The organism is Streptomyces sp. NPDC048506 (genome assembly GCF_040651315.1).
GTDB lineage: Bacteria > Actinomycetota > Actinomycetes > Streptomycetales > Streptomycetaceae > Streptomyces.
Genome location: NZ_JBEZIX010000049.1, coordinates 56,161 through 81,199 on the forward strand (window position 1 = coordinate 56,161; position 25,039 = coordinate 81,199).

The following is a 25,039-nucleotide window of genomic DNA, read 5'->3' on the forward strand; positions in this document are numbered from 1 at the left end:
GACGGAGCGTCAACCCGCCGGCACCGGCCCCTGCATCTGCTCGCTGATCCAGTGCAACGACTCGGGCATCCGCTGGATGTAGGTGTGCCCGCTGTGCACACCATCCGGTATCTCGAAGAGCGTGGAGTGGATCGGCCCGCCCGTGTACTCCCTGATGAACCGCTTCACATCGGGCACCGCGGCCTCCAGGCTGCCGAGTTCGAAGGCCAGGTAGACCTGCGGGCCCTTCCGCGCGGCCAGTTGCCGTGCCAGGTGCCGTGGGTCGTTGGCGCGCATCTCGGCCGGGTGGCCCTGCCACATCGGCGAATCCGGAGCCGTGTCGGGCCCGTTGACGATGGCGGCCTTGAACTTCCCCGGCTCCTTGAGGACGGCCTTCAGCGCGGCGAAACCTCCGGACGACGACCCCATGAAGGCCCAGCCGTCACGGCTGTCGTACGTACGGAAGTTGGCCCGCGCGAAGTCCGGCACGTCCTCGGTCAGCCAGGTGCCCATCTTCGGCTGCCCGGGGATGTCGCTGCCGTCGTAGTACCTCTTGCCGGGATTGAGCACCGGCATCACCACGATGAACGGCAGCGTCTTGCCCTGCTGTGACCACTCCGCGATCCGCTCCTCCAACGCGAACGGCGCCCCGGCCCAGTAGTTGAACGGATAGCCGTAGGCACCCGGCAGCGCGATCAGCACCGGGAAACCGCTCTTGGCGTACTGCCGCTGGTGGTACTGCGGCGGCACCCAGGCCCATACGTCACCGGTGAAGCCGGACTTGCGGCCGTGCCACTTCGTCACGACCACCTGGGTGCCGTCCTCGCCGGTGGTGCGGAACGGGGTGAAGGTGGAGCGCGGCCCACGGGGCAGCGCCACCCGGGGCTTGCCGTCGACCGCGTCCGCGGCGTGCGCCCGCAGTCGCGGCACCCCCGAGGCGTCGACGACGTCCCTGCTTCCGCATCCGGCCAGCAGCCCCAGGGCCACCACACACACCGCAGCGCCGACGCGCAGGCACTTCATCGGGACGTTCTCTCCTCGGGTCCTTGGGCCGGCCGCGGGCATCCACTCCGCCACGGCCATTCCGGTCGAAAGACACCACCCTAAGAGCGACCGGAGAGCCGCCGACGCCCACCCCTACCCCCGTGACCTGCCGATCCGTCCTCCGCCCCACGAGAACACGCCCCGCCACGTCAAATGCGCCGCCCGGGTTTCCCTCGTTCGATGCGGCCACCGCCCGTTTACCCCAGGGTCGGTTCTGGCATGGTTGGTTCCTCATTCGGAAGGGCGCGGCGCTGAGCCGTGGTTGGGGATGACCGATGACCGCGTGGGCCGATCGCGGGCCACTGCCCGGCGTAGTCGGACGGGCCGTTGAGCACGAGCAGGTGTCCGGGCTGCTGGGCAGCGCCCGGCTGGTGACACTCACCGGGGCCGCCGGAGTGGGCAAGAGCGTGCTGGCCCGCACCGTCCTGGAAGAGCACACCGCCCGGCACGGCCGCACGGTCCTCAAGGTCGGCTGCTGGGACGGCCTGGCCGAGGGCGGTGTGACCGAGGCGCTGCTCCGGGCCGCCGGCCTGCCGGACGCCGCCCGACGGGACGCCGCACGGGCGCTGGCCCGGCGCAGGGCCCACCCCTGCGTCAGCGGGCCGGCGCGTCCCCGGGCCGGCTCCGGGGACGCACGGGCCGGCACTCCCCCGACGGACACCTCGGCCGTCGCGGCGCTCACCACGCACTGCCGGCAGCACCGCGCAACCGTGCTGCTGGACGACTGCGACCCGGTGCTCGACGAATGCGCCCACCTGGTACGGCGGTTGCTGCGGACCGAGCCGGGCATCCGGATCGTGGTCACCGCCCGGCGACCGCTGGGGCTGACCGAGGAACGGGTCGTCCGGATCGCGCCTTTGCCGGTGACGCTGGGCGAGGGGATCGCCGGTCCGGCCGTCGAGCTGCTGGCCGCCCGGACCGGGCCGGCCGCGCCGGAGCTGCTGGTCGCGGTGTGCCAGGCGTTGGAGGGCTCCCCGTTGGCCATCGCCCTGGCCGCGCACCAACTGGACCGGATGTCGCTGCCGCAGCTCGCGGCCCAGGTGGGCGCGGAGGGGGCGCTGTTCTACTCGGGGCCGGGAACGAGCGCACGGCACACCTCGCTCTACGCCGCCCACGCCGCCGGCTACGCCCTCTGCTCGGCCACCGACCGGCGGGTGTGGGCGAGGCTCTCGGTACTGCCCGGTGATTTCGATCCCTGGCTCGCCGGGTGCGTCTGTGCCAGCAGTGACGTTCCTGCGGCCGCGGTGGACGGCTCGCTGGAGCGGCTGTGCAGCGCCTCGGTCATCGAGCGCGTACGGGACGCGGGCAGCGTGCACCAGGACACCGGTGCCGCCCTGCCGGCACGCTACCGACTCCCCCGCGCCGCGCGCGACTTCGGCCGGACCCAGCTGCGCGAGGCGGGCGAGGAGTCCGCGGCGCTACGGCGGTTCCGGCAGGCCTGCGCGGCGCTCGCGGCCGAGGCGCAGATCGCCTGGCAGGGCCCCAACCAACAGGTCGCCGTGCGCCTGGTGGAGGACGAACAGCACAACCTCGACACGGCTCTGACCCACCCCCCGCAGGACGCCGAGGACGCGCTCAGCGCACTGGAGATCGCGGTCTCCCTGTGGTTCCACTGGGTGGCCTGCGGCTACCGCCACGAGGGCCGGGCCCATCTGGACCGGCTGCTGATGCTGTCCCGGGAGGACACCGCGCTACGGGCCCGGGCGCTGTGGCTGGCCGGCTACCTGGCGGCGCAGGAGCGTGCGCTCGGCCCCGCCGAACGACTGCTCGGCCAGGCCTGGGCGGCGGCGGTGATGCACGCCGACGCCGACGGGCTGGCCCGTGTCGCGCACGCGCACGGCGTGCTGGCGCTGTACCGGAAGGACACCGCGGCGGCCGTGGTGTGCCTGGAGGAGGCCGCCCGGCACCGCTCACGGGATCCCTGGTTCGGGCCGGGACCCGCGCACGGCTGGGCGCTGCTCGCCATCGCCCTCGCGCCACACGACGCGGAGCGGGCGACGACGGCGGCCCACAACGCCTGGCAGGCCCGGCACTCCGACGGGGACTTCTGGCTGTACTCGACGATCCTTTACGCGCACGCCCTGATCGAGCGCACCCGTGGCGAACCGGCTGCCGCGCTGCGGACCTGCCGCAAGGCCCTGGTGGCCAAGAAGCTCATCGGCGATCCGCTGTTCATCGCCGGGGCCCGCAATCTGCTCGCCGATCTGCGCCGCGAGGTACGCGGCGGCGCCCCGGTACCGGACGAGCACGACGAGGTCCCTTGGTGGGAGCGCGACAGCCCCGACCCCCGGGCGCAGCCGTTCTTCTCGCGGACGAGGGCCGGGTCCTGAGACAGCGGAGTGACGGAGTGGCGGGGCAGCGAAGTGGCGGGGCGGCAGGGCGGCAGGGGCACGACGCGGTCGTCCGGGCCGCCCGCACCAGTGCACACGCAGGGTGAGCTCCCGATCGCGGTCGGGATGCGGGGCCCTCGGGCCGGTCGCATCCTGGAGGAATGAAGCGTGCCCCTGTGATCGTGCATCCGCCGTCCACCGGCGGTCGCCGTGTGACGCTCCACGGACGGGATCTGGGCCGGGCACTGCGCCCCGGTGACGTGGCCGCGATCCTGCGCCGCGCCGGTTTCTGCACCACGAAGTTCGTCTGGGACGACACCGGCATCATCGAATGGCGCGACGGCGGCCCGGACGTCTGGCTGATGTCCTGAGGGCCTGGGTGAACAGCGAACGTTGAACGGGGAACGTTGAACAGCGAGCAGCGAACGGGGAACCGGGAACGGGGCAGTATGCGCTGCCGACGCCCCGCAAATCGCCCCCAACGCTCAGAACATTCAACCTGGTTGAACGAACTGATTGAACCAGCGGTGCGGCGCCGTACGCAGGTCAGTCGACGGTCGCGGCGACCGGAGCTTCCGCTGCCTTCCGCGCGGCGGCCGCCTTCTTCGCCCGCCGCTTCATGACGAGGAACGAGCCGATACCGAACAGCACCGCGGCAACCAGGCCCCACGTCGAGAAGCGCTTGAGCCAGGGCTCGGCAACCATGCCCACGGTGTAGATCAACGCGGTCGTACCGCCGGCCCAGATGATGCCGCCGAGGACGTTCGCGATCAGGAACTTCCAGTACGGCATCTTCAGTACGCCGGCGAGCGGTCCGGCGAAGATCCGCAGCAGCGCGATGAAACGGCCGAAGAAGACCGCCCACATCCCCCACTTGTCGAACTTCGCCTCGGCCATGGCGACATGGTCGGGGCCGAAGTGCTTGGGGAACTTCCGGCCGGCCCAGACCAGCAAGGGCTGGCCACCCTTGCGACCGATCAGATAGCCGATCGAGTCACCGACGATCGCGCCGACGGAGGCGCAGGTGCCCAGCACGAACGGGTTGATGTGGTCCTGGGTCGCCGCAAGGATCGCCGCGCTGACGAGGACGATCTCACCGGGCAGCGGAATGCCCAGGCTCTCCAGTCCGATGACCACCCCCACCAGGAGGTAAACGCTCACGGCCGGTACCGTCTCCAGCCACTCCTGGATGTGCAACGCCGATTCCTCCGCTGGTGAAAGGCCCCCGTGGGCCGCTGCCCGGCGTCCCTGACGCCGGTGCCGGTCGATCCCCTGGCGCACCGCAGCGCGCCCGGGAAGCGTACTCGATCGCTCCGTCCGAGGGCCGAATCCACGTGCGGTAGGCAACATCCGGCATTTCGACGACTCGATCTCGGCCCCGCGGGGACACCTCACCCAGCCCCACGGGGCCCTCACCCGACGGCAACCCCACGGTCAACACCGCGGTCCGGGCCCCTCACCTGGCGCCGGCGCACACACCTTGTCGACCACTTGGCGCTGATCACTCAGCCCTGTCGGTCACTCTCTCGACCGTGGTGGCCACGCGGCCGCATGGTCGCTCGACCGCATTGGCCGCCCGGACGCATTGGGCGCTCGGATGCATTGATCACTGAGCCTTGTTGGGGCGCAGGGTCCACACAATGCTCATCTCGCCGGTCACAGCGCCGTCCTCGCGGGTGATCACGACCTGCACCGGGAACTCCGGACGCTCACCGGCGTCGAGCTCGGCGACCACGTCCGCCACCGGCCGACCCAGCTCCGCGGTGGCCGTGACCGGCCCCATGGCGAGCTTCTTGTAACCGATCTCGGCGCGCACGGCCAGCGGCACCGCGCGGCCGAGCTGGTCGCCGAAGGCCGTCATCACTATCGCGCCGCTCGCCGACTCGGCGAGCGTGAACATCGCGCCGGCGTGCGGTCCGCCGACGTGGTTGTGGAAGTCGGACTGGTCGGGCATGCGGACCACGGCGCGCTCGGCGGTGGTCTCGGTGAACTCAAGGTTCAGGGTGCGCACCATCGGCACGGACGCCGACATCATCTCGCCGATCGACGGCAGGGTCTCAGAGGACATGAGATCATGTTACCTAGCGGTAGCTTAGCTGTGAAGAGCCGAGCAACTCGAAGCGGCGACCACCGTCGAGCCGGCGGGCGGGAAGCCCCTCTCCGCCATCACGTCCATCACGCCCATCACCGAATAACGCGGCGCCTACCGAATAACGCGGCGCCACACACCACACCCCACATATCGTTGACGCCCATGCAGTCAGGACACCAACACCACAAGGGCGGACCCACGCGACGCCCGGGCAAGGACGGATCAAGGCGGCACCCGGCGCACCACACGCACCGCACCCACCGCGCGTACCGGATACGCCGGGCACACCAGGCGCCCACGTGGTGATGGCCCGCCCCAGCTGGGCGGGGCGCAACTACCTGCTGCTCACCGGCGCCACGGTGATCTCCAACCTCGGCAGCTCCGGCTCGTTGATCGCCACCGCCTTCGCGGTGCTCGCCTCCGGCGGCAGCGCTACAGACGTCGGACTGGTCGCCGCCGCCCGCACGATCCCGCTCGTCCTCTTCCTCCTCATCGGCGGCGCGGTCGCCGACCGCTTCCCCCGGCACCGCGTGATGGTTGCCGCGAACGCCCTCAACTGCGTCTCCCAGGGCCTCTTCGCCGCGCTCGTCCTCGCCGGCGAGCCACGACTGTGGCAGATGGCGCTACTCGCCGCACTCGGCGGCACAGGGCAGGCGTTCTTCGCTCCGGCCTCGGAGGGCATGGTGCTCGCCAGCGTCTCCGGAGAGCAGGCGGGGCAGGCCTTCGCCGTGTTCCGCATGGGCATGAACGGCGCGAACATCGGCGGTGCAGCCCTCGGCGGCGCGCTGGTGGCCGCGGTCGGCCCCGGCTGGGTGCTGGCGATCGACTCCGCCTCGTTCGCCCTCGCGGCAGCGCTGCGCGCCTTCCTCGACGTCAGCGGGGTCCCCGCACGCGCGGCCGGCGGCAACATGCTGCACGACCTGCGTGACGGCTGGCGGGAAGTCGTCTCCCGACCGTGGCTGTGTGCGGTGGTCGCGCAGTTCGCCATCGTCAACGGGCTGACATCGGCCGCCGAGTCGGTCTACGGACCGCTCGTCGCCGAGCAACACCTCGGCGGTGCCGGCCCCTGGGGACTCGCGCTGGCCGCCTTCGGCGCGGGCACCGTGGGCGGCGCCCTGCTGATGACCCGATGCAAGCCTCGGCGCCTCCTCCTGACCGGCACCCTCTGCATCTTCCCGCTCGCCCTCCCGTCCGCGGCGCTCGCAGTACCACTCCCAGCAGCCGGACTCACCGCGATCATGTTCGGCTCCGGAATCACCGTCGAGATCTTCTCGGTGACGTGGATGATGGCGCTGCACCAGGAGATCCCCGAGGAGAAGTTCTCCCGGGTCTCCTCCTACGACTGGTTCGGCTCCCTGGCCATGACCCCGTTGGCCACGGCGCTGGCCGGCCCCGCACAAGACCTCATAGGTCGAACCACCGCCCTGTGGGGCTGCGCAGCGCTGATCACCCTGCTGACCGCCGCAGTGCTGTGCGTCCCCGACATCCGACACCTCACCCGCCGCACCCCCGCCACCAGCACCCCGCCCCTCCCCCACACCACCTCACCAGCCCCACTGACCCCACCAGGCGACACCTCTTCACCAGGCGAGACCTCTTCCTCACACCCCCACAACAACTAACTCAACGTAATAACCTCAAGGGAACAAACAACTCTCCGTAATCGTTGCCGGAATAAGAAGGAGGCACGCAAGGCCGAACGAGCACCGTCGCCACTACGCATGACCCCGCCGTCCCCACTACGCATACCCCCGAGCCCGTACGACCCCAACGAGCCCGTACGACCCCAACCCGCCCACCCACTGATCAACCAACCAATCAAGGCTCCGCATCTCAGGCCAGGTCAGGCCAGGCGAGCAAGGAGGCGCAGCAGCAGCCAGGAAAGGCACCACGGTCCCTGGCTCGGAGGATCACCCTGAGCCACCTCCCCGCCCCTGACCCGAGTCCCCGCCCCTGACCCGAGTCGGAACCCAGGGACGCGACAGTGGCAGCCCCCTCTGCCGTCAGCCCGTCAGCCCACGCACCCTCAACCACCCTCAGCCCACGCTGAAGGCGCCGTCCGGTGGCTCCGGTGACGCCACCGCGTCGACATCCCGCACGGGGATCGCGTCCCCCATCAGACGCCGCAGCCCCGCACCGTGCTCCACCCGTGCCGGGAAGGCGTCGCCAGCTGTTCGCCGGGCCAGTGCCGCGACCGGGAGTTCGGTGCGCGAGGCAAGCAGCACGGCGTTGCCGAAGCGACGCCCCCGCAGCACCGCGGGCTCCGCGATCAGTGCCAGGTGCTCGAAGACCGCGGCGAAATTGGCGAGTTGGCCACGCAGGAAGCTGAAGGGAGCACCGTCCGCGAGGTTCGCCGCGTAGCAGCCGTCCGCGCGAAGAACCCGGGCAGCGGCTCGCGCGTACTCGATCGACGTGAGGTGCGCCGGCACGCGCGAGCCACCGAAGACGTCGGCGACGATGGCATCAGCGCTGTCCGCCGGGGCCGCCTCCAAGGCAGTGCGGGCATCCTCTGCGCTCACCGTGATGCCGCAGTCGTCGGGCAGCGGGAGCCGCTCCGCCACCAGAGCGAGCAAGCCACGGTCCACCTCGATGACGATCTGCCGGGAGCGGGGGCGGGTGGCGGCGAGATAGCGGGGCAGGGTCAGCGCGCCACCCCCGAGGTGCAGCACATCGAGCGGCTGTCCCGGCGCAGCCATCTCGTCCAGGAGGTGGGCGAGGCGCTGGGTGTACTCGAATTCCAGGTGGGCGGGTGCGTCGAGGTCGACGTACGACTGGGGTGCGCCGTCCACCGTGAGCAGCCAGGCTCGCGGGCGGTCGACGTCCGGCAGGAGCTTGGCGGTGCCGCCGTCCACGGGCCGGGTCACGGGTATCGGCTCGGGGGTGCAAGCAGGCCCTGCGGCGGGCCAGACACCAGAACCAGGAACAAGGGCGGGACCAGGGGCCAGATCGGGAGTGGGATCGGAGGCGGGGCCGGGAGGGGGCTCCATGCCGGGCATGGGGTCAGCAACGAGGCCGGGGCCGAGACCAGGGCCGGGGGTGTGCTCGGTGCCGGTGTGAGGTGTCGTTGTCGACGCGTTCGGGGCCTCCGCGCTGGGGGTGGCCTTGTTAGGTGTCGGCTCGGGTGCTTCGTCCACTGCCCCATTGTGCCGGTGGGGACCATGGGGGTTGTGGGCACCATCGTGACGGTGGGGACCATCGCGACAGTGCAGGCCATCGTGACGTGACGGGGCTGGCCATCGTGACGGTGCAAGCCTGATGGTGAGGGTTGCTGCGGCGGTGGGGGCCTATGTGCCGGTGGGGCTGGGCTGCGCGCCAACGGGGGCTGGGGATGCCCGCGTCCCGGCCGGGCGGTGTGGGCGCGTGCGGTGGTGGGCGCGTGCGGTAGTGGAAGGGCGGGCCACACGGTGCGTGTCGGTGTGGGCGGGGTCAGTTCTTGGCCGACCAGATGTGTCGGACCTCGGTGGCGTGGGCGGCTGCCTGACGTCGGCCGGCGTGGGCGGCCGCGGCGCGTTTGGAGGGGTCCAGGACGTTGCGGCCGAACGCCGAGCGGGCCGCGCGGTCGGGGGTGATCACGCAGACGCGGGCGCCCTGTCGGGCCAGCCGGTCGCCCTGTGACCGGGGGCCGGCGATCGGTCCGCCGCTGACCGCCATCGGCGCGACGACGACCACCCGGGCGTATCCGGCGGCCAGATCTGCGTTGGCGCTGGAGTGCACTCCGCCGTCGATCCACCGGGTGCCGTCGATGGTGACGGGTGGGTAGATGCCGGGGACCGCGCAGCTGGCGCCCACGGCGTCGATGAGCGTCACACCGCTGGTGTCGTCGAAGGCGGTCCGTTGCCCCGTCGACGCATCCACGGCCGTGATCATCAGGCGGCGGGCGGGCCAGTCGGTCAGGCCACCCAAGGTGCGGGCGATTGCAGCGCGCTGTTCCTTCTCCGGAGCGGTGCGGGCCGCGAGCGCCAGCTTCCCCATGCGTGCGCCGAACGAGACCGCGTCCCGGGAACGCAACGCGATCCCGGCAAAGCGGGTGAATGCCGCCAATCCCATCCGGGCGGTCGGCTCGCCGTTCCGAGTGCTCGACTCACCGTCGGGCCCGGCGAGTTGGTGGTCGTAGAGCTCGGCCAGGGTGTGGCGCTGTGAGGTGAGGTGGGCGCCGACGATCGATCCGGCGGAGGTGCCGATGACGACGTCGGCGTCCGCGAGGTCGATGCCGGCGTCCGCCAGGCCGGCGAGCATGCCGATCTCCCAGCCGATTCCGGTGAGTCCTCCACCCCCCAGGACCAGTGCCGTACCCGCCATCAGACGTCCTCCCCTGTCCTGCGTCCTAGGGTCTGGCTGCCCGTGCACACCATGCGGGCTGAAGGTTGACATGTCCATGCATTTTTCGGGCGCGAGTCATTCTTCGGGCGAGCAGTTTCTCATGGGGCTCGATTTCCGCCTGGGGGCGGCGGTTCGCCCTTCATCCGCTCTCGCCCTGCCCCTGCCTCGCCCTACCCCTGCCCCTGCCCCTGCCTCTGCCTCGCCCTGACCCTGTCCTGTCACTGCCCTGTCATTCATTGCCCGGAGCTTGTCCGGTCAGTGGTCCACGCCTTCCGCTCGCCCCTCGGCCTCGGCCTCGGCCTGGGACTGGGCTTGGAACTGGAACTGGGACTGCTCCTGCTCTCTGCCCGGGCCCGCTCTCGGAGGCGGTGCAGTTGGGGTGAGCGACGCGGCCGGGCCCCGCACCGGGAAGGTGCGGGGCCCGGCCCCGTGTCATGCGGTGCTCAGTCCTCGACGGTGCGCACCGTGCCGGCGCCGACGGTGCGGCCGCCTTCGCGGATGGCGAAGCCGAGGCCCGTTTCGAGCGGCACGTCCCGGCCCAGTTCGACCGAGACCGTCACCGTCTCGCCCGGGCGGGCGATACCGCGCTCGCCGAGGTCGAGGTCGCCGACCACGTCCGCTGTACGGATGTAGAACTGCGGGCGGTAGCCGGTGGACACCGGCGTCCGGCGGCCGCCTTCCTCGGTAGAGAGCACATACACCTCGGCGGTGAAGCGGCGTCGCGGGGTGACGCTGCCGGGTGCCGCGATCACGTGCCCGCGCCGTACCTGGTCGCGGTGCATGCCGCGGAGCAGCAGCGCGACGTTGTCGCCGGCCTCGGCGGACTCCATGGGCTTACCGAAGGTCTCCAGTCCGGTGACGATGGTCTCGGTGTCGGCGCCGAGGATCGCGACCCGGTCACCGACCCGCACCGCGCCGCGTTCGACAGCACCGGTGACGACAGTGCCGCGCCCGGTGATCGTCAACACGTTCTCCACCGGGAGCAGGAACGGCGCGTCGACGTACCGTTCGGGCATCGGGACGTAGGTGTCGACGGCGTCGAGCAGCGCGTCGATGGCCTCCGTCCAGCGCGGGTCGCCTTCCAGGGCGCGCAGCCCCGAGACCCGTACGACGGGCACGTGCTCGCCGTCGTAGCCGTGGGCGGTCAGCAGCTCGCGCACCTCCAGCTCGACCAGGTCGGTGAGCTCGGGGTCACCGGCGTCGGCCTTGTTGAGGGCGACGACGATGTGGCGTACGCCGACCTGTTTGGCGAGCAGTACGTGTTCGGCGGTCTGCGGCATGATGCCGTCGAGCGCGGACACGACGAGGATCGCGCCGTCGAGTTGTGCGGCACCGGTGACCATGTTCTTGATGAAGTCGGCGTGACCGGGCATGTCGACGTGGGCGTAGTGGCGGGTGCCGGTCTCGTACTCGACGTGCGAGATGTTGATGGTGATGCCGCGGGCGGCCTCCTCGGGGGCCCGGTCGATCCGGTCGAAGGGCACGAAGGTGCCGGTGCCGTGGTCGCTGAGGACCTTGGTGATGGCCGCGGTGAGGGTGGTCTTGCCGTGGTCGACGTGGCCCATGGTGCCGATGTTCAGGTGCGGCTTGGTGCGTACGTATGCCGTCTTGGGCATGGTGTTCTTCCTCGCAACGAAGCGATGAGGACGGCGACTTGGCGCCGTGGGGACCCCTGGGCCTGGCCGACCCTCCCCCTGCGGGGTCCGCCGGACGATCCGGAGAGGGTCAGCTTCGTGCACCGTCGGTGACTGCGACGACGGCCGCGAGGAAAACGGCTGCGAGGAAATCGGCGGCAGCCTTCGGCTCGTCCGCGACTGCGGACGGGAGCGAAGTGAAGGCGTACCGGAACATGCGTCATATGGTGCCGGGCCACTGCGTCGGCGTCGACTGATTTATCAGGGTGGTGGGCGCCGGGTGGCGGGCCGCGACGAATAGGGGCAGGTCGTGGGCGGTGGGGCCGGTTGGGGGCCGTGCGGCCTGGATGACGGCTCGTCGATGGCGGTGTCGGGTACGCTCCCGGGGTGCTCGACCCCGCTGCAACGCCCGAGGGCCTGACCGCGCGCTGCGCGCGTGTGCTGTTCTCCCCGTGGTCTCGGCTGGTGCTGCTGTGCGTACTGCTGGCCTGCGGCGTGGCGGCGATGGTGTGGTGGCATCCGCAGCGTCTGCTGGCGGGTGGCTGGCCGGCGCAGTTGTCGGGTCCGGTGGCTCTGGTGGTCTTCGCCGTGGCGTACGGGGTGTGTACGACCGCGTTTGTGCCGCGTCCGGTGCTGAATCTCGGTGCGGGTGCGTTGTTCGGCAGTGTGGCGGGTATGGCCACTGCGCTGGCCGGGACGGTGCTCGGTGCTGCGCTGACGTTTGGGCTGGGCAGGCTGCTGGGGCAGGAGGCGCTGCGGCCTCTCTTGCGGGCGCGGTGGTTGAGGGCGGCGGATCGGCAGTTGAGCGAGCACGGCTTCCGTTCGATGTTGGCGATCCGACTGTTTCCCGGTCTGCCGTTCTGCGCCATGAACTACTGTGCCGCGGTGTCGCGGATGGGTTGGCCGCCCTATCTCGTGGCGACGGCGCTCGGTAGCGTTCCGAACACTGCGGCCTATGTCGTCGCGGGTGCGCGGGCGTCGGCGCCCACGTCACCGGCGTTCTTGATCTCCATGGGCTTCATCGCGCTGAGTGGGGTGGGTGCGCTGGTGGTGGCGTGGTGCAAGCGCAAGGCGTTGCGCGGCGGCTGAGCGGGGGGCAACGGGCGGACAGCGGAGCCGCGTCGAGTGTTCGTGGCACTCGCAGCACTCGTGGCACTCGCAGCACTCGCGGCGCTCATGGCACTCGTGGCGCTCATCGCACTCGTGGCGCTCGTGGCGCTCGTGGCGCTCGTGGCGCTCGTGGCGCTCGTGGTGTCGCGCGGCCATGGATGGATGGGGTGCATCCAGGACCTCTTGGTCATCCGGTCATCTTCGGACGTTACGCTGCCCGGGTCGGTGGTGGCTCAGACCCGTCATCGGAGTCCGGTTTCTCCATTTTCGCGCGGGTAAGCGCTTGATCACCCTTGGATTGCGCCTTTTCCATGACTTGGTTTGAATCTTTCATCCTCGGACTCGTCCAAGGGTTGACCGAGTTTCTGCCCATTTCGTCCAGTGCGCATCTCCGCCTGACCGCGGCGTTCGCGAGCTGGGAGGATCCGGGTGCGGCGTTCACGGCGATCACGCAGATCGGCACCGAAGCGGCCGTCATCATCTACTTCCGCAAGGACATCGGCCGGATCATCTCCACGTGGGCCCGCTCCCTGTTCGACAAGGAGCTGCGGCATGCCCATGACGCCCGGATGGGCTGGCTGGTGATCGTCGGCTCGATCCCGATCGGCGTGCTGGGCATCACACTCAAGGACGCCATCGAGGGTCCGTTCCGAGATCTCCGGCTGACGGCGACCACACTGATCGTGATGGGTGTGGTGCTCGGCGTCGCGGACCGGCTGGCGGCGCGCGACGAGAGCGGTGGCCGGCACCGTGCCGTCAAGCAGCGCAAGAACCTCACCGAGCTGAGCGTCAAGGACGGCTTGCTGTACGGCGTCTGCCAGGCGATGGCGCTGATACCCGGAGTCTCCCGTTCGGGTGCCACGATCAGCGGCGGCCTGCTGATGGGCTACACCCGTGAATCGGCGGCCCGTTACTCCTTCCTGCTGGCCATCCCCGCCGTCCTGGCCTCGGGCGTCTTCGAGCTCAAGGACGCCGGCCAGGGCGGCCATATCGCCTGGGGGCCCACCGTCTTCGCGACGGTCATCGCCTTCGTCGTCGGCTACGCGGTGATCGCGTGGTTCATGAAGTTCATCTCGAACAAGTCCTTCATGCCGTTCGTCATTTACCGCATCCTGCTCGGGATCGTGCTGTTCGCGCTGGTCGGGGCGGGTGTACTGGCACCGAACGCGGGTGGGACGGCGGGCTGAGACCGGCTCTTCTGCCGCGACTTCGGACTACTCGGATCCAGCAGGTCCTCGCAGATTCCTGCGAGCTTCGGGAGACGATTTCCATGATCGTCTCCCATTCGTCTCCCATGTGCCTCCCCTTTCGCCTCGCAGTTGCGCAGTTGCCTCCAGTTGCCTCCCGGTCGTCTCCCAGTCGTCTCCCATGACCGACGGCGGCACGGGCCCGAGTGCTCAGCCCGGGGGTCAGCCCTGTTGGACGGGGACGACGACCAGCTCGGCGATGTTGACGTGCGATGGCGCGGCGACGGAGAAGGCGATGGCCTCCGCGATGTCCTCCGCGGCCAGTGGGCGCAGGTCGGTCCGCATGCGGGCCAGGGACGTGCGCTGGTCGGCATCGTGCATGTCCGATCCGAGCTCCGTGACGGTGACGCCGGGTTCGACGTTCCTCACGCGGACGCCGCGGGGGCCCAGTTCGGCGCGCAGGTTGCGGGTCAGGTGGGCGACTGCGGACTTGGTGGCGCAGTACACCGACCAACTGGGGTAGAGGGCGTGGCCGGCGACGGATCCCACGTGCACCAGATCTGCGGGGCGGCCGTCCGCCGCGGCGGCGAGGAGGCCGTCGGTGAAGGCGCGTGCGGTGTGCAGCAGACCGCGAAGGTTGACGTCGATCATGCGGTCCCACTCGTCGGTCCGGGCCGTTTCGAAGGGGGCGCCGAGCATCACTCCGGCGTTGGCCACGATGAGGTCGACCGGCCCGAGGGCAGAGGTGATGTGACGGGCGGCGGTGTCGATGGCCTCGGGGTCGGTCAGGTCGACGGCCACCGGCAGGGCGGCTCCGGTGGTCGTGCGGCGGAGCTGGTCGGCCAGGTCTTCGAGCCGGTCTGCGCGGCGCCCCAGGAGGGCGACGTGCGCCCCGTCGACGGCCAGGCGGTGGGCGGTGGCGGCGCCGATGCCGCTGGAGGCGCCGGTCACGACCGCGATCCGGCCGGCCAGGGGCTGAGCGAGATGGCCACCGCCCGGGCCGACGGTGCCACCGTCGCCGGGGTCGGTGGTGTGGGCGCTGCCCGGGCCGGTGGTGCGGCCATCGCCGGAGCCGGTGGTGAAAGAGAAAGTGGTCATGCCCTGACTGTGCGGCGGGCCCGCTGCGGGGACCAGGCAACGCCTCTCCTGGTAGGGGTGATCGTAGGAGTTCTACGGCCACCCTTCGGGCTCCCGCGACCGGGTTGCGGTGCCTAGGGTTGCGTTCATGGACACTGCGAACGCGCTCGGGGAGTACTTGCGTGCCCGCCGTGCCCTGCTCACGCCCGAGCAGGCAGGACTGCCGGTCTCCGGTCGGCGCCGGGTGGCGGGGCTGCGGCGCGAAGAGGTCGCGATCCTGGCCGGGGTCAGCACGGACTACTACGTGCGGTTGGAGCAGGGCCGGGAACGGCATCCTTCCGCGCAGGTGGTGGAGGCGCTGGCCGGGGCGCTGGGCCTGGACGGGGACGCGGTGGCGCACCTGCACCGGTTGACGCGGCCGGTCCCGGACCGGGGTCGGGCACGCACCCGGCCGGAGCGGGTCAGCCCAGCCCTGCTACGGATGATGGAGGGCTGGCACCGCACTCCGGCCGTGGTGCTGGGGCGCTGTCTGACGGTGCTGGCCCACAACTCCCTGGGCCGGGCCCTGTTCGCCGGCCACACCCACAGCGCTGACCTGATGCGGCTCGTGTTCCTCGATCCGGGGGCGCGGAAGTTCTATCCGGACTGGGAGCGGGTGGCTGCCGATACCGTGGCCGCTCTGCGGGCGGCGGCGGGGACCGACCGCGACGCCCCACAGCTCGTCCGGACGGTCGGTGAACTGTCGTTGAAGAGCCCGGAGTTCCGCCGGCTGTGGGCCCGCCATGACATCCGCCGGAAGACCCACGAGACCAAACGCTTCCGGCACCCCCTCGTAGGGGAGCTGACGCTGGACTACGAGGCGCTGACCGTCAACAGCACCCCCGGCCAACAGCTGGTCGTCTACCAGGCCGTCCCTGGCAGCCCTTCGGAACAGGCACTCGCCCTCCTCGGGAGTCTGACCGCGGACGAGCGGTCCGCCCAGGATCCGACGCCGTCCGAGAAGGCCTCACCCGGCGAGAGCTGAGCCCGCCTCGGGCCCGTTCTCCGTGGCGGCAGTACCCGCGCACCGATTCCCCGTTCACGCCGCACGCCGCACGCCGCACACCGTGCAGGCCCAGGAGCCCCTACTGCGCGTCCTGCTGCGCGTTCTAATGGACGATCTTGGACGACCTGCCGGGTGTCCTGCCGGGTGTCCCGCCGGGCGGGCTCGCCTCGGCGGTCAGCCGGCCGCGGTGAGCAGTTCGTCGACGGCGGCCCGGACGGACTCGTCCTCGGTGAACGTGCGCCAGGCGCCGAAGTGGTGCAGGCGCCGGTCCCTGATGGGCAGCTTGTGCAGGAGCCGAGCGGCGGGCCGGGCGGCACGGCCCATCCGGCTCAGATGGCGCACGGCGGGGAGCATGACCGGTGCATAGGTGCCGTGGGCCAGTTCCTGCACGGCGTCGACGAGGACCGGGATGGTGGTGTCGGTATCACCGGTCGCGGCCCAGAGGGCGTGCGCGGCCTCGACCCTGGTCCAGGGGTCGGTGTCCGTGGTGGCCGTCCGGATCTCGTCGACGTAGCCGGCGGCGTGCGGGCCGAGGTCGGCCAGTCTGCGCAGGGCCGGGTGCAGGTGACGGCTCTTGGCGACGGCCGGTCCCAGCACGTTCAGGGCCGGGGCCGGCTCCCCGCCGATCCGCCAGTACGCCCAGGCGGCGAGCTCCGCGTCTGCGCCGGCACCCCCGGCGGTCGAGCGGGCCAGCAGCAGTTCGCCTGCCCCGTTGCCCGCCGTCCCGATCGCGGCCAGCGCAGTGGCGGCGGGTGGCCACGTGTGGTCGTCCTCCAGCAGGTCGAGCAGCTGTGGCACGGCCGCCTCCGCTGCGGGCCCCCAGGCGGCGAGCACGTCGCAGAGTTGGTCGAGCAGGCGGGGGTCCGTGGCGGTGCCGAGGCGGTCGCGGATCGCTGGCAGCAGGAGCTCGGCGTGGTCGGGGAGGCGAGCGAGTACCTCGTGGAGGGCGGGGAGGAGGGGGAAGTGGACGGCGTGGCGGGCACTGTGGAAGACGCCGGTCGAGGGGAAGCCGGACGGGGCGCCGGCCACGCGGGCGGCCAGGCCGGGCACGCAGCGCGGGTCGTTCATCCGGGCCAGCGCCCACAGGGCCGCATCGGCGACCGTTTCCGGTGTCCGTGTGGTGCGGGCGACGGTGTCGTCGAGCAGTTCGGCGACCGCGTCCCCGTGGGCTGCCGCCGACGGGCCGAGGCAGGCCAGCAGTTCGGCTGCGCGGTAGCGCACTTCGGCGGCGGGGTCGTTCAGCCGGGCCGCGATGGCCGGCAGCAACGCGGTGGCCGGCGATCGCCACTGGGACAGCAGTCCGCCCGCCTGCGCCAGCGCTCCGATCCGCTGCTCCGGGTCGGGGTGGTCGGCCAACAGACCGAGCGTGAAGGAGGTGGACGCGCCAGCTGAGGCGCTGGCGAATTCGTCGGTGCACGCGCCGGCGGACTCCTCACTGCGCGCGCCGGTGAACGTGTCGGTGCCGGTGTCGGTGAACGTGTCGGTGCCGGTGGACTCGTCGGCGAACCCGACAGCGGACGCTCCGGTGAACAGCGCCGCCGTCCAGTGCTGAACGCCCTGTACCCCGCACTCCACCGCGCTCGTGTGCTGCCACAATTCGACGCTCGGGTCACGGACCGCGTCCAGCACCAGCTCCAATCGCCGCTGCGCACGGCCCGCGTCGCCGTCCGCGAGTGCATGCACCGCCGCCAACCGGAGCTGCGGCTCGGGAGAGTCGAGCAACCCGTGGAGGAGGAGGGTGGTCTCCTGGGACCGGTCGCCGGCCGGCTCCCGCCGGACCGCCCGGCCGAGTGCGAGGACCAGGTCGAGGCGCGTGGCCATGTCGCTCTCGACCTGCCAGCGGTGCAGGAGCGGTGCCAGCAGCAGCGTGCCGGAGCTGGCGCAGACGCGGGTCAGGTCGGCCGCGGCCCGTCGGACCTCGGGTACGGGGTCGGCCAGCAAGGCGAGCACCTCGGGCAGCGCATGTGCCCAGGCCGACGACCAGCCGGGATGCAGGAACCTCCCGGCGACCTGCCCGGCCTCCGTCACCAGAACCACCTCGGCGTCCTCCGGGTCCGTTCCTGAGCATCGGCGCAGGAGGGCTGGCACTTCCTCGGCAGACCCGAAATGGTGCTGAAGCCCCGCCCAGTCGACCGCGTCCAGCCCGCCCCACATGCGGGTGACCTTACCGGCGGTGACCGAGACGTGAGCCGCGACGCTCAGAGGCCGAGGGGCCGGTGGTACCGATGCCCGCTACGTCCGGTGGCGCAGGAGGGCGTTGGCGATGGCGACCTGGGCGGGTTCGAGTGCGGTTGCGCCGTCTTCGATGTCCCACAGTGCGTTCTGCAGGACGCGCCCGAGTGTCCATCCGGTTGCCCGTCGCCGGTCCAGGCCGAGGACCTCGGTCAACAGGTCGAAGCGGCGGAGGATCGCCGCTGCGACGTCACCGGTCGCGACCACGTCGTCCCACCGGTTGTCGAGCGCCGGCAGCAGCTCGAATCCGGGGTCGCCGGCCAGGGGTTCGGGGTCGATGGCCAGCCAGGGCTCCCGCTCCCCGGCGAGGACGTTGTCGTAGTGGAGGTCCCAGTGGAGCAGGCGGTCGCCGGGTTCGCCGAGAAGTTCGGCCACGGCGGAAGCGCAGGTGCGCACCAGACGTTGTTCGGCGGGGTCGTGCAGGGCCGGCACGGCCTGCGGGGTGAGGTCGAGCATGGTGGCGGTGATGGCGGACAGCTGTCGTAGGTTCTCGGGGGCGGGCACCGAGGTGAGGCGGGCCATCAATGCGGCCAGGATCTGCATGGCTTGCGCGTCGTCGGTGATCGAGGACAACGTCCGGGTGGCGTCGAGCCGTTCCAGCAGCTGGGTGCCGGTGTCCTCGTCGTGGTCGAGCAGGCGCACGATGCCGTCGCCGCGCCATGCCCGCAGTCCGGCGGCGGCGCCGGCGGTTTCGTCCCGGAGCTGCTGGAGCTTGAGGACGGCGGGCGTTCCGTCGGCCTGGAGGACGGGCACGACGAGCGAGGCCATCCCGTATGCGACCGGGCCGTCGGGCCGGAGGTCCCAGCGGGCCAGTAAGTCGCCGGCGAGCCGCGGCAGTTCGGCGATCCAGGCGCTGGCTTCCGCGCCGTGTGCGCGGTACGAGGCGGCGAACGCGTCCGGGACGTCGAGGGCCGTCGACGAGTTCATGGGGAGGGCTCCTTCGTGGGGTGAGGGTCGGGGTGCGACGAACGAAGGAGTGGCGGGGGTGCCCGGCTGGCGGGGGTGCGGTGTCACAGCATGCGGCCACCCTAGCCGAGCGTGGTGCGGGCCGTCGGGACGGTCTTCCGTGGCACCTGGGCATCGGCCTGCGGGCGCCAGCAGTGGGGCGACAGCAGTGTGCGGCCGGGAGCGTGGCGCAGCAGTGGGCTGCGTTGGGTGCGACGTTCGGGGCGACGTTCGGGGCGGCGGCCTGCGCGGCGATCGCGCGGGCGACGTGGGCCGGGGGTGGCAGGCGCAGGTGCTGAAGTGCGCCGCGTTGGCGCGTCCGGCGCTACGGGTGGCGCCGGCGACCAGCGCCACTCTCCCGTCCAGCGCGCCGGTGCGCGCGCTGCGTCGTTCGGCATCGTCGCAGATGCGCCGTCGGCCAGGTGCGGAGTCAGGAACAGATCAGGAACGGATGAGGAACAGATCAGGGTCGATTCAGGGGTGGTTCGGGTGTGGCTCGGGGGTGGTTCGGGGACGGATCAAGGGCGGATTAGGGGCGGATGAGGAACGGTTCAGGGACGGATGCCGGAATGGCACGGGAACGGTTGAGGAGGTCTCACGAGCTGAGGTGGTATTGGGTCCAGGGTTGCTGGGCCGGCGCGGCGTCATCGGGCGACGGAGCGATGCTGCCCCAAGGGGCGAGGGCGTTGTCCCATTCGGAGGCGAGGGCCGTCACGTCAGGAACGGAGTCCGTGGCCGCCATGGTGCCGGTGTGCCAGGCGGATGTCATGTGGTGGGCGGAGGGCGCGGCGTTCCAGGCGGCGGTCTGTTGTGCGGGGATGGCGTATTCGGCTTCGTGAATGTCGCCGGGGCCGCGGCGGTGGCGTCCGGCGTGGTTCTCTGCCGGACCTGGATAGAACCGCCCCTGGGCGGAGAGTTGTTGGGCACGGGTAACCAGGCGCGTGAGGTCGAGTCCGAATTCGCTGGCGAGTTCCCGCAAGTCGACTCCGGTCTGCCAACTCCCGATGAGCACCGCGTCCATGGCCGGGGACCAGTTCTGGTCGGGTGGCGGTGTGGTGCCGCTGGTGCTCTCTTGCGTGGTGCCGGTGGGTCGGGCCGGGGTGGTGGTGTTCAGATGGGGATATTCGGCAGGGCTATCGGGAGTCGGGGATGCCTCTTCCGGCTCCGCTGGTGGTGGCGTGGTGAGGGCTGAGAGCGAGCCGGAGGCCAGCAGCTTCTCGGCGACGGCGCGGGCGTCGTCCTTGCCCACCGTTCGCCGGGCGATCCGCACTTCTCGCTCGTTCAATCCGAACAGTCCGGCCACCGCGCCGGTACTGCCCACCGTCACTGCAAACGCCGCCAGTACGCGTGACCTGTCGGCCTGTGCCTCGTCGAGCCGGGCCTGCGCTTCCCGCACGCGTTCGTCGCCCATACAAAACGCTTCCGCCAGAACGGCGTTGCGGTCCCACAACTCTCTAGGATCCATACCCATTCAACGCCTCTTACGCGGAGGTGTCCCGATCTGCCATAGCAAAGCACCCCAAAGCACCCATCGAACCACCAGATGAAAATCACTCCGCGTGACCGAGACAGGGCCATTCCGGGGTCACCCAGCGACATTTACGCTGGTCAGGCGGCTGGGCTACTACTCCACACGGATTGTCAGTGCCGTGCGTTACGGTCTTGATCAGTCGGATTTTCAGAGTCGTGAGGCTCTGTGTACGTGGTTCATTGGGGGGAGCCATGACTCATCGTTCACCTATGGCCGCCCGGTCGCCGATCTCTCGGTCCCGGGACACCGACACCCGACCTCAGGTCTCTCAGGCCAAGGTCACCCAAGCTCAGATCGCCCGGTCTCACGTCGCTTGGTCTCAGGTCCCTCGGTCCCAGGTCGCTTGGTCCCACGTCGCTTGGTCCCAGGCCACTCGTTCTCCGGGTTCCCGCTCTCAGGTTTCCCGACTTTCGATCTCTCCGTTTTCTCAGCTGTCGCTCTCTCTGCCTCGAACCGCTACGCCTCCTCACGCGAAGGGTTCGCGTGCACTCATCTCGCATACGGACCAAGGGCGTTCACTTCGATGCCGACAAGCCGGGCACGGTCCAGGCGACGCCCGCCTCCGACACGATCGACCTGGAGCAGAAGGTGAAGGGGGTGGGGGTGGGGGTGGGGTGACGGCTGGGTCAGTGCATGGGGCCTCAGGTGCGCGCTACGGGTTCGTCGAGGTGCGGCAGGCCGATCGGGTTGGGGAAGGGCAGCACGTCCGAAGCCAGGACGCGGCGGGCGAGAGGATCCAGCGACTCCAGCAGTGCTTCGGTCTCCGCTTCGGGCAGCGAGTGCAGCAGCCGGGCGGCCAGTCGGTCGGTGGCCTGCTCGATGCGGTCGCGCTCCCGGCGCCCCAGTGCAGTCGCCTCGCCTTGTGCGTCAACGAGATGACGGGCGCGCAGCCGGTCTGTGGCGTCCGCCCACTCCTCCTCGCTCCAGCCACGGTCCTGCCGGATGGTGTCCCGCGGCACCCGGCCGGAGGCCGCGGCCAGGACGAGGGCCTCGCAGCCGTCGAGCCCCTCATCGGCGAGCACGGCGAGGTGTGCGTCGCCCCTGAACTCGCGCAGAGCGGTGACGAGTTGCCACAGCCGCTCAACGGGGTCGGCATGGTCGCACAGCGCGCGATTGGCGGCGAAGAGGGGCCGGGCGAGGTCCGGGGCGTCGTCGACCACGGTCTGGAGTGGGGGCAGCAGTTCGGTGGCCTTGCGCTCCAGATCGGGGTCGATCCGGCGCAGGGCGTGTGCGGCGCGGGTGCCGCGCTCGTCGAGGACATGGGCCGGGCTGGCGATGCTCCAGGCCGCGGGCAGTGCACGAGCCACCATTCCGGGGGCGAACACCCCGAGTACGGCGGTGGCGGCCGCAGGTTCCACGGCGCCCAGAGGGGCGGTTCGGGAGGCGAAGTAGCCCATCCAGAAGCCCTTCAGGCCGAGCGCCCTCCCCAGGCCGCGACACTCCTCGGCGAAGTAGCAGACCGCGTGCAGCGGCTCGGTCACCAACCAAAGCGATCGTGCGTGCAGCTCCATGAACCGCACGCTACCGCCGCCGGCCGCCCAGTGCACCGCGCCGGTTGCATACAGGCCAGTCCGATCGACTCCCACCACCCCACCACGCCCGACGATGCCGTCCGGGCGGCGTTCCTGGCGCTCCTCCGGGCCGAGAACCAGGGAATCCGACGCCTGGAGCAGCTCGACGGCAACATCGACTACCTCGACATGCGGTGGATCGCCGACGCCGGGGAAGGCGGACGGGCGACCGGGCCGGCCATGGAGCTGGCGGCGCACACCCGCGCGCCGATTCTGGACCTGCGGGAGTGTCGGGGCGGCGAGGACGTGGCGTACGCCCTGCGAGCACTGGGCGTACGGTGGTCGTCGGGGAGACGACGCGGGGCGGTGCGCACCCTACCGGCCGACATCCGGTGACCGAGCACATCACCGTCACGGCGCCGACGGCCCGGACGATCAACGCGGTCACGGGCACCAACTGGGAGGGCGTCGGGGTGAAGCCGGACGTGTCGGTGCCCGCCGATAAGGCACTGGAGGAGGCGTACCAGGCGGCGTACGAGGGAGCGATACGGCGCCTGGAGTGAGCCGGACGTGATCCGACGGCCGGGCGGAGCGCGATGCGGCCCGGGGTGGAGCGGGGCCGTCAGTCGGCGTGGCGTCCCTCTGCGTCACGCCCGTCAGCGTTGCGACCGCCTGCGTTGCGTCCTTCAGCGTTGCGTCCGTCTGCGCCGAAGCCCGACTGCCAGGCCCACAGGTGGGTGCAGTTGGGGCACTGGAGGTGCAGCACGCTGCCCTCGTTGGACAGCAGGTAGCGCCAGTGGTCATTGCAGGTGCGGCCGTCGAGGCAGGTACCGCAGCCCCGGTGGTCCTGGCAACCGGGGCACGGCACCCATGCCCGGCGTCCGATGTCGGCGGTGGGGTCGAGCGGCAGCATGCTCAGTCCTGTCCGGAGCCGGGCAGGACGCCGGCGGCGACCAGCATGTCGTAGGTGGCCTGCTGCTCCGCGTCGAGCCCCGAGTAGAGCAGCCGGTTCGCGTCGACCTCGCCCTCCATCACCGCGATGGGGTCCCAGGTGTCGCCCAGCGCCGCGAGGACTTCGGTCCGCCGGCGGACCTCATGCTCGGTGAGGTCGAGCGTGAATATGTGGTGGTCCGAGGTCTGGCGGTCGTTCATGGTGCGCGTCCCTACCACTTGCGGATGATTCGGACGTGTCTATCAAGCGGGACGGCACTGAGGAAGCGTCAGACGGGGAGGGGTGGCGCAGGGACCTCGCTGCGGTCGGACGGCGGACGCGAGGCGGGTTGAGGTGGTGACACAGAGTGTTCGAACGAAAGGGATGAAAGTGGCGAAACTGGAGTGGATTGGGGCGGCGTGGGCGATATTCGCCGCGCCGTACTCGATCAATGGGGCAATCCGAGCGTGACGGAATTCATCATTCATCGTCCAGCAGGCGCGGGGTCGCCCTCGGTGCGCGCTGTCGGCGGGACGGGCTTCCGCCGGACGGCGACCACGGCGGCGTCGTCGCCCAGCCTGCCGCGGGTGTGCGCCAGCAGGTCCCTACGCAGTTGCCGCACCAGCTGCCGCGGGCTGCATCCGCTCCATGCGCCCGCGCGCTCGACGAGCGGATAGAAGGCGCCCTTGTCGTCGCGGGCCTCGGTCACGCCGTCCGTATAGAGCAGCAGCAGATCGCCGGGCTCGAAGGGGAAGGTCTCGACCTCGTAGTCGGGGGCGCCGGGTAGGCCACCAAGCCCGATGGGGAGGGCGGTTCGCTCGGAGGGGAGGGTGCGGGCCCGTCCGTCGCGCAGCAGCAGTGCGGGTGGGTGGCCACAGGTGATGCTGCGGAGCACGGGCCAGCGGTCGGGGATGTCCAGCAGGGAGACGATCGCGAAGGTTTCGTCGGCTTCGATGACGGCGTCGGAGTCGGGGTCGGAGTGGAAATCGGAGTCGGAGTGGGGTTCGAAGTGCGAGTGGGCTTCGGAGTCCGATTGGGCTTCCGCACCGGCTCCGCCAGCCGCACCGGCTCCGCCAGCGGCAGCGATGTCGACCTTGGTGGCGCTTTCGGCCTCGGCAGCACCATCGCCCGCAGCAGCACCTCGGACCGCAGCAGTGCCTACGACCTCGGCCGCACTCCCGACCTCAGCCGCAGTCTCGACCCCGGCCATGACGGCAGCTTCGGTGTCGGTTGCGGCGCCAGCTGCCGCCCCGGCTTCGGGGGCGCGGTCGGGGGCCAGGGCAGGGGCAGGGTGGCGGTCGGGCCTTGGGGTCCGAGCAGGGGCGCGCCGGGCAGTGGGGTCGGCATCGACAGCAGCCCGGTCCGGTGACCGGTCCGCCGGTCGGTCCGGTGGCCGGCCCTCCGACCGGTCCGCTGGTCGGTTGCTCGTCCCGGTCCCGGTATTGACCTTCGGTGGGGTACCGGGCCCGGCCGTGACGTCCGGTGTGGCGTACCACTGGCTGCTGTCCCAACGGACGGCGCCGTCGAGGTGGCGGGCGAGATCGGGCAGCGTGGCCTGGCGATGGGCGGCCGCCCGGAAGGCGCCGAGGAGGAGGGCGGCGTGGCTGTAGGCCGGCAGCCCCTTGCCGCGGACATCGCCGATGATCAACCGGGTACTGGTGGTGGTGCGCGCCGGCGCGAAGAGGTCACCGCCCATCTCCGCCTCCTCTTCGGCCGGCAGGTAGAGGGAAGCGATCTCCAGCTCACCGCTCTGCGCCGGCAGCGGCCGGAGCAGGACCTGCTGGGCCACCGCGGCCACCGAGCGGCTCTGGGTGAGACGGCGCTCATTGCGGTCCCGTACGGCGGCGAAGAGCACGACCAGCGCGGAGACGATCACCAGCGCGGCGATCTGCGCCTCAAGGTTCTCGGTGAACAGGACGCCCCGCGCGATGCCGATGAATATCTGGGCGGCCACCGCCAGGGCCCCGATCGCCGCGGGCGGATTCTGGGGATCGTCGCAACACGTGGTCGGTTGATCAGGCCGCGAGCAGTTTATGCAGGCGCTCGGCTGGGGCTTCCCAGCCGAGCGTTT

General features: G+C 70.9%; 24 protein-coding genes and 1 pseudogene. 9 read left to right on the forward strand and 16 right to left on the reverse strand.

Going from position 1 to position 25,039, the window contains the following annotated elements; all coding sequences use genetic code 11:
- Positions 1 to 9: 9 nt before the first annotated feature.
- Entirely contained in the window at positions 10 to 1,002 is a 993-nt protein-coding gene (locus AB0C96_RS32730; protein WP_362922490.1) for an alpha/beta hydrolase-fold protein, read from the reverse strand.
- Between the two features lie 296 nt (positions 1,003 to 1,298).
- Here AB0C96_RS32730 and AB0C96_RS32735 point away from each other — a divergent pair, with 296 nt between their 5' ends.
- On the forward strand, positions 1,299 to 3,353 hold the full coding sequence (locus tag AB0C96_RS32735) for an AAA family ATPase (RefSeq protein WP_362922492.1): 2,055 nt from the start codon (positions 1,299 to 1,301) through the stop codon (positions 3,351 to 3,353).
- A 161-nt stretch (positions 3,354 to 3,514) separates the two neighbouring features.
- The gene (locus AB0C96_RS32740) at positions 3,515 to 3,724 is read left to right on the forward strand and encodes a hypothetical protein (protein ID WP_362922493.1); all 210 of its coding nucleotides are present in this window, start codon (positions 3,515 to 3,517) and stop codon (positions 3,722 to 3,724) included.
- A gap of 175 nt (positions 3,725 to 3,899) precedes the next feature.
- Here AB0C96_RS32740 and AB0C96_RS32745 read toward each other — a convergent pair whose 3' ends face one another.
- Both AB0C96_RS32745 and AB0C96_RS32750 read right to left on the reverse strand, forming a co-directional pair.
- On the reverse strand, positions 3,900 to 4,550 hold the full coding sequence (locus AB0C96_RS32745) for a DedA family protein (protein WP_362922495.1): 651 nt from the start codon (positions 4,548 to 4,550) through the stop codon (positions 3,900 to 3,902).
- A gap of 409 nt (positions 4,551 to 4,959) precedes the next feature.
- Positions 4,960 to 5,421: a DUF4442 domain-containing protein gene (locus AB0C96_RS32750; RefSeq protein WP_362922496.1), complete on the reverse strand. Its 462-nt coding sequence runs from the start codon at positions 5,419 to 5,421 to the stop codon at positions 4,960 to 4,962.
- A gap of 329 nt (positions 5,422 to 5,750) precedes the next feature.
- Between AB0C96_RS32750 and AB0C96_RS32755 the strand changes: the two genes are divergently transcribed.
- The gene (locus tag AB0C96_RS32755; protein WP_362922498.1) at positions 5,751 to 7,067 is read left to right on the forward strand and encodes an MFS transporter; all 1,317 of its coding nucleotides are present in this window, start codon (positions 5,751 to 5,753) and stop codon (positions 7,065 to 7,067) included.
- 414 nt (positions 7,068 to 7,481) lie between these two features.
- Here the strand turns inward: AB0C96_RS32755 and AB0C96_RS32760 are convergent, their stop codons facing one another.
- The 4 genes from AB0C96_RS32760 to AB0C96_RS32775 form a co-directional block, all read right to left on the reverse strand.
- The gene (locus AB0C96_RS32760) at positions 7,482 to 8,315 is read right to left on the reverse strand and encodes a fused MFS/spermidine synthase (RefSeq protein ID WP_362922525.1); all 834 of its coding nucleotides are present in this window, start codon (positions 8,313 to 8,315) and stop codon (positions 7,482 to 7,484) included.
- 556 nt (positions 8,316 to 8,871) lie between these two features.
- Positions 8,872 to 9,744, reverse strand: a complete 873-nt coding sequence (locus AB0C96_RS32765) for a patatin-like phospholipase family protein (RefSeq protein ID WP_362922500.1) — start codon at positions 9,742 to 9,744, stop codon at positions 8,872 to 8,874.
- Between the two features lie 464 nt (positions 9,745 to 10,208).
- A complete protein-coding gene (tuf, locus tag AB0C96_RS32770; protein ID WP_362922501.1) occupies positions 10,209 to 11,381 on the reverse strand; it encodes an elongation factor Tu in 1,173 nt (390 codons plus the stop codon).
- A 109-nt stretch (positions 11,382 to 11,490) separates the two neighbouring features.
- Positions 11,491 to 11,616, reverse strand: a complete 126-nt coding sequence (locus tag AB0C96_RS32775) for a hypothetical protein (RefSeq protein WP_362922503.1) — start codon at positions 11,614 to 11,616, stop codon at positions 11,491 to 11,493.
- A 170-nt stretch (positions 11,617 to 11,786) separates the two neighbouring features.
- Between AB0C96_RS32775 and AB0C96_RS32780 the strand changes: the two genes are divergently transcribed.
- Both AB0C96_RS32780 and AB0C96_RS32785 read left to right on the forward strand, forming a co-directional pair.
- Positions 11,787 to 12,488, forward strand: coding sequence for a TVP38/TMEM64 family protein (locus AB0C96_RS32780; RefSeq protein WP_362922505.1), 702 nt, complete (start codon positions 11,787 to 11,789; stop codon positions 12,486 to 12,488).
- Between the two features lie 332 nt (positions 12,489 to 12,820).
- Positions 12,821 to 13,696: an undecaprenyl-diphosphate phosphatase gene (locus AB0C96_RS32785; protein ID WP_362922507.1), complete on the forward strand. Its 876-nt coding sequence runs from the start codon at positions 12,821 to 12,823 to the stop codon at positions 13,694 to 13,696.
- 222 nt (positions 13,697 to 13,918) lie between these two features.
- Here AB0C96_RS32785 and AB0C96_RS32790 read toward each other — a convergent pair whose 3' ends face one another.
- The gene (locus tag AB0C96_RS32790) at positions 13,919 to 14,794 is read right to left on the reverse strand and encodes an SDR family oxidoreductase (protein ID WP_362922508.1); all 876 of its coding nucleotides are present in this window, start codon (positions 14,792 to 14,794) and stop codon (positions 13,919 to 13,921) included.
- Between the two features lie 127 nt (positions 14,795 to 14,921).
- On the opposite strand from AB0C96_RS32790, the gene AB0C96_RS32795 reads away from it, so the two are divergent.
- Positions 14,922 to 15,797 carry a helix-turn-helix transcriptional regulator gene (locus AB0C96_RS32795; protein ID WP_362922510.1) on the forward strand — a complete coding sequence of 292 codons (876 nt, stop codon included), beginning with the start codon at positions 14,922 to 14,924 and terminating at the stop codon, positions 15,795 to 15,797.
- A 195-nt stretch (positions 15,798 to 15,992) separates the two neighbouring features.
- Here AB0C96_RS32795 and AB0C96_RS32800 read toward each other — a convergent pair whose 3' ends face one another.
- The 3 genes from AB0C96_RS32800 to AB0C96_RS32810 form a co-directional block, all read right to left on the reverse strand.
- Positions 15,993 to 17,855, reverse strand: coding sequence for a hypothetical protein (locus AB0C96_RS32800; protein WP_362922511.1), 1,863 nt, complete (start codon positions 17,853 to 17,855; stop codon positions 15,993 to 15,995).
- 195 nt (positions 17,856 to 18,050) lie between these two features.
- Complete coding sequence (locus tag AB0C96_RS32805; protein WP_362922512.1) at positions 18,051 to 18,977, reverse strand: aminoglycoside phosphotransferase family protein; 927 nt, start codon at positions 18,975 to 18,977, stop codon at positions 18,051 to 18,053.
- Positions 18,978 to 19,590: 613 nt separating this feature from the next.
- Complete coding sequence (locus AB0C96_RS32810) at positions 19,591 to 20,445, reverse strand: hypothetical protein (protein WP_362922513.1); 855 nt, start codon at positions 20,443 to 20,445, stop codon at positions 19,591 to 19,593.
- 564 nt (positions 20,446 to 21,009) lie between these two features.
- On the opposite strand from AB0C96_RS32810, the gene AB0C96_RS32815 reads away from it, so the two are divergent.
- Complete coding sequence (locus AB0C96_RS32815; protein ID WP_362922515.1) at positions 21,010 to 21,144, forward strand: hypothetical protein; 135 nt, start codon at positions 21,010 to 21,012, stop codon at positions 21,142 to 21,144.
- 23 nt (positions 21,145 to 21,167) lie between these two features.
- Here the strand turns inward: AB0C96_RS32815 and AB0C96_RS32820 are convergent, their stop codons facing one another.
- A complete protein-coding gene (locus AB0C96_RS32820; protein ID WP_362922516.1) occupies positions 21,168 to 22,037 on the reverse strand; it encodes a hypothetical protein in 870 nt (289 codons plus the stop codon).
- On the opposite strand from AB0C96_RS32820, the gene AB0C96_RS32825 reads away from it, so the two are divergent.
- On the forward strand, positions 22,026 to 22,433 hold the full coding sequence (locus tag AB0C96_RS32825) for a hypothetical protein (protein WP_362922517.1): 408 nt from the start codon (positions 22,026 to 22,028) through the stop codon (positions 22,431 to 22,433). The genes AB0C96_RS32820 and AB0C96_RS32825 overlap by 12 nt on opposite strands.
- Positions 22,430 to 22,600, forward strand: a complete 171-nt coding sequence (locus AB0C96_RS32830) for a hypothetical protein (RefSeq protein ID WP_362922518.1) — start codon at positions 22,430 to 22,432, stop codon at positions 22,598 to 22,600. Before AB0C96_RS32825 ends, AB0C96_RS32830 begins: the two co-directional genes overlap by 4 nt.
- Before the next feature lie 59 nt (positions 22,601 to 22,659).
- Here the strand turns inward: AB0C96_RS32830 and AB0C96_RS32835 are convergent, their stop codons facing one another.
- The 4 genes and pseudogenes from AB0C96_RS32835 to AB0C96_RS32850 form a co-directional block, all read right to left on the reverse strand.
- Positions 22,660 to 22,950, reverse strand: coding sequence for a hypothetical protein (locus AB0C96_RS32835; RefSeq protein WP_362922519.1), 291 nt, complete (start codon positions 22,948 to 22,950; stop codon positions 22,660 to 22,662).
- Between the two features lie 2 nt (positions 22,951 to 22,952).
- A complete protein-coding gene (locus tag AB0C96_RS32840; RefSeq protein WP_362922520.1) occupies positions 22,953 to 23,189 on the reverse strand; it encodes a DUF6400 family protein in 237 nt (78 codons plus the stop codon).
- A gap of 263 nt (positions 23,190 to 23,452) precedes the next feature.
- On the reverse strand, positions 23,453 to 24,178 hold the full coding sequence (locus AB0C96_RS32845) for a PP2C family protein-serine/threonine phosphatase (protein ID WP_362922527.1): 726 nt from the start codon (positions 24,176 to 24,178) through the stop codon (positions 23,453 to 23,455).
- Positions 24,179 to 24,460: 282 nt separating this feature from the next.
- Positions 24,461 to 24,943, reverse strand: a pseudogene (locus AB0C96_RS32850) (SpoIIE family protein phosphatase); the annotation flags it as partial.
- Positions 24,944 to 25,039 lie beyond the last annotated feature (96 nt).

Coding starts and splice junctions, on each gene's coding strand:
- AB0C96_RS32750 (WP_362922496.1), bottom strand. CDS start 5,421: ATGTCCTCTGAGACCCTGCCGTCGATCGGCGAGATGATGTCGGCGTCC.
- AB0C96_RS32730 (WP_362922490.1), bottom strand. CDS start 1,002: ATGAAGTGCCTGCGCGTCGGCGCTGCGGTGTGTGTGGTGGCCCTGGGG.
- AB0C96_RS32845 (WP_362922527.1), bottom strand. CDS start 24,178: ATGGCCGGGGTCGAGACTGCGGCTGAGGTCGGGAGTGCGGCCGAGGTC.
- AB0C96_RS32820 (WP_362922516.1), bottom strand. CDS start 22,037: ATGGAGCTGCACGCACGATCGCTTTGGTTGGTGACCGAGCCGCTGCAC.
- AB0C96_RS32755 (WP_362922498.1), top strand. CDS start 5,751: ATGGCCCGCCCCAGCTGGGCGGGGCGCAACTACCTGCTGCTCACCGGC.
- AB0C96_RS32740 (WP_362922493.1), top strand. CDS start 3,515: ATGAAGCGTGCCCCTGTGATCGTGCATCCGCCGTCCACCGGCGGTCGC.
- AB0C96_RS32785 (WP_362922507.1), top strand. CDS start 12,821: ATGACTTGGTTTGAATCTTTCATCCTCGGACTCGTCCAAGGGTTGACC.
- AB0C96_RS32795 (WP_362922510.1), top strand. CDS start 14,922: ATGGACACTGCGAACGCGCTCGGGGAGTACTTGCGTGCCCGCCGTGCC.
- AB0C96_RS32735 (WP_362922492.1), top strand. CDS start 1,299: ATGACCGCGTGGGCCGATCGCGGGCCACTGCCCGGCGTAGTCGGACGG.
- AB0C96_RS32765 (WP_362922500.1), bottom strand. CDS start 9,744: ATGGCGGGTACGGCACTGGTCCTGGGGGGTGGAGGACTCACCGGAATC.
- tuf (WP_362922501.1), bottom strand. CDS start 11,381: ATGCCCAAGACGGCATACGTACGCACCAAGCCGCACCTGAACATCGGC.
- AB0C96_RS32805 (WP_362922512.1), bottom strand. CDS start 18,977: ATGAACTCGTCGACGGCCCTCGACGTCCCGGACGCGTTCGCCGCCTCG.
- AB0C96_RS32775 (WP_362922503.1), bottom strand. CDS start 11,616: ATGTTCCGGTACGCCTTCACTTCGCTCCCGTCCGCAGTCGCGGACGAG.
- AB0C96_RS32840 (WP_362922520.1), bottom strand. CDS start 23,189: ATGAACGACCGCCAGACCTCGGACCACCACATATTCACGCTCGACCTC.
- AB0C96_RS32790 (WP_362922508.1), bottom strand. CDS start 14,794: ATGACCACTTTCTCTTTCACCACCGGCTCCGGCGATGGCCGCACCACC.
- AB0C96_RS32835 (WP_362922519.1), bottom strand. CDS start 22,950: ATGCTGCCGCTCGACCCCACCGCCGACATCGGACGCCGGGCATGGGTG.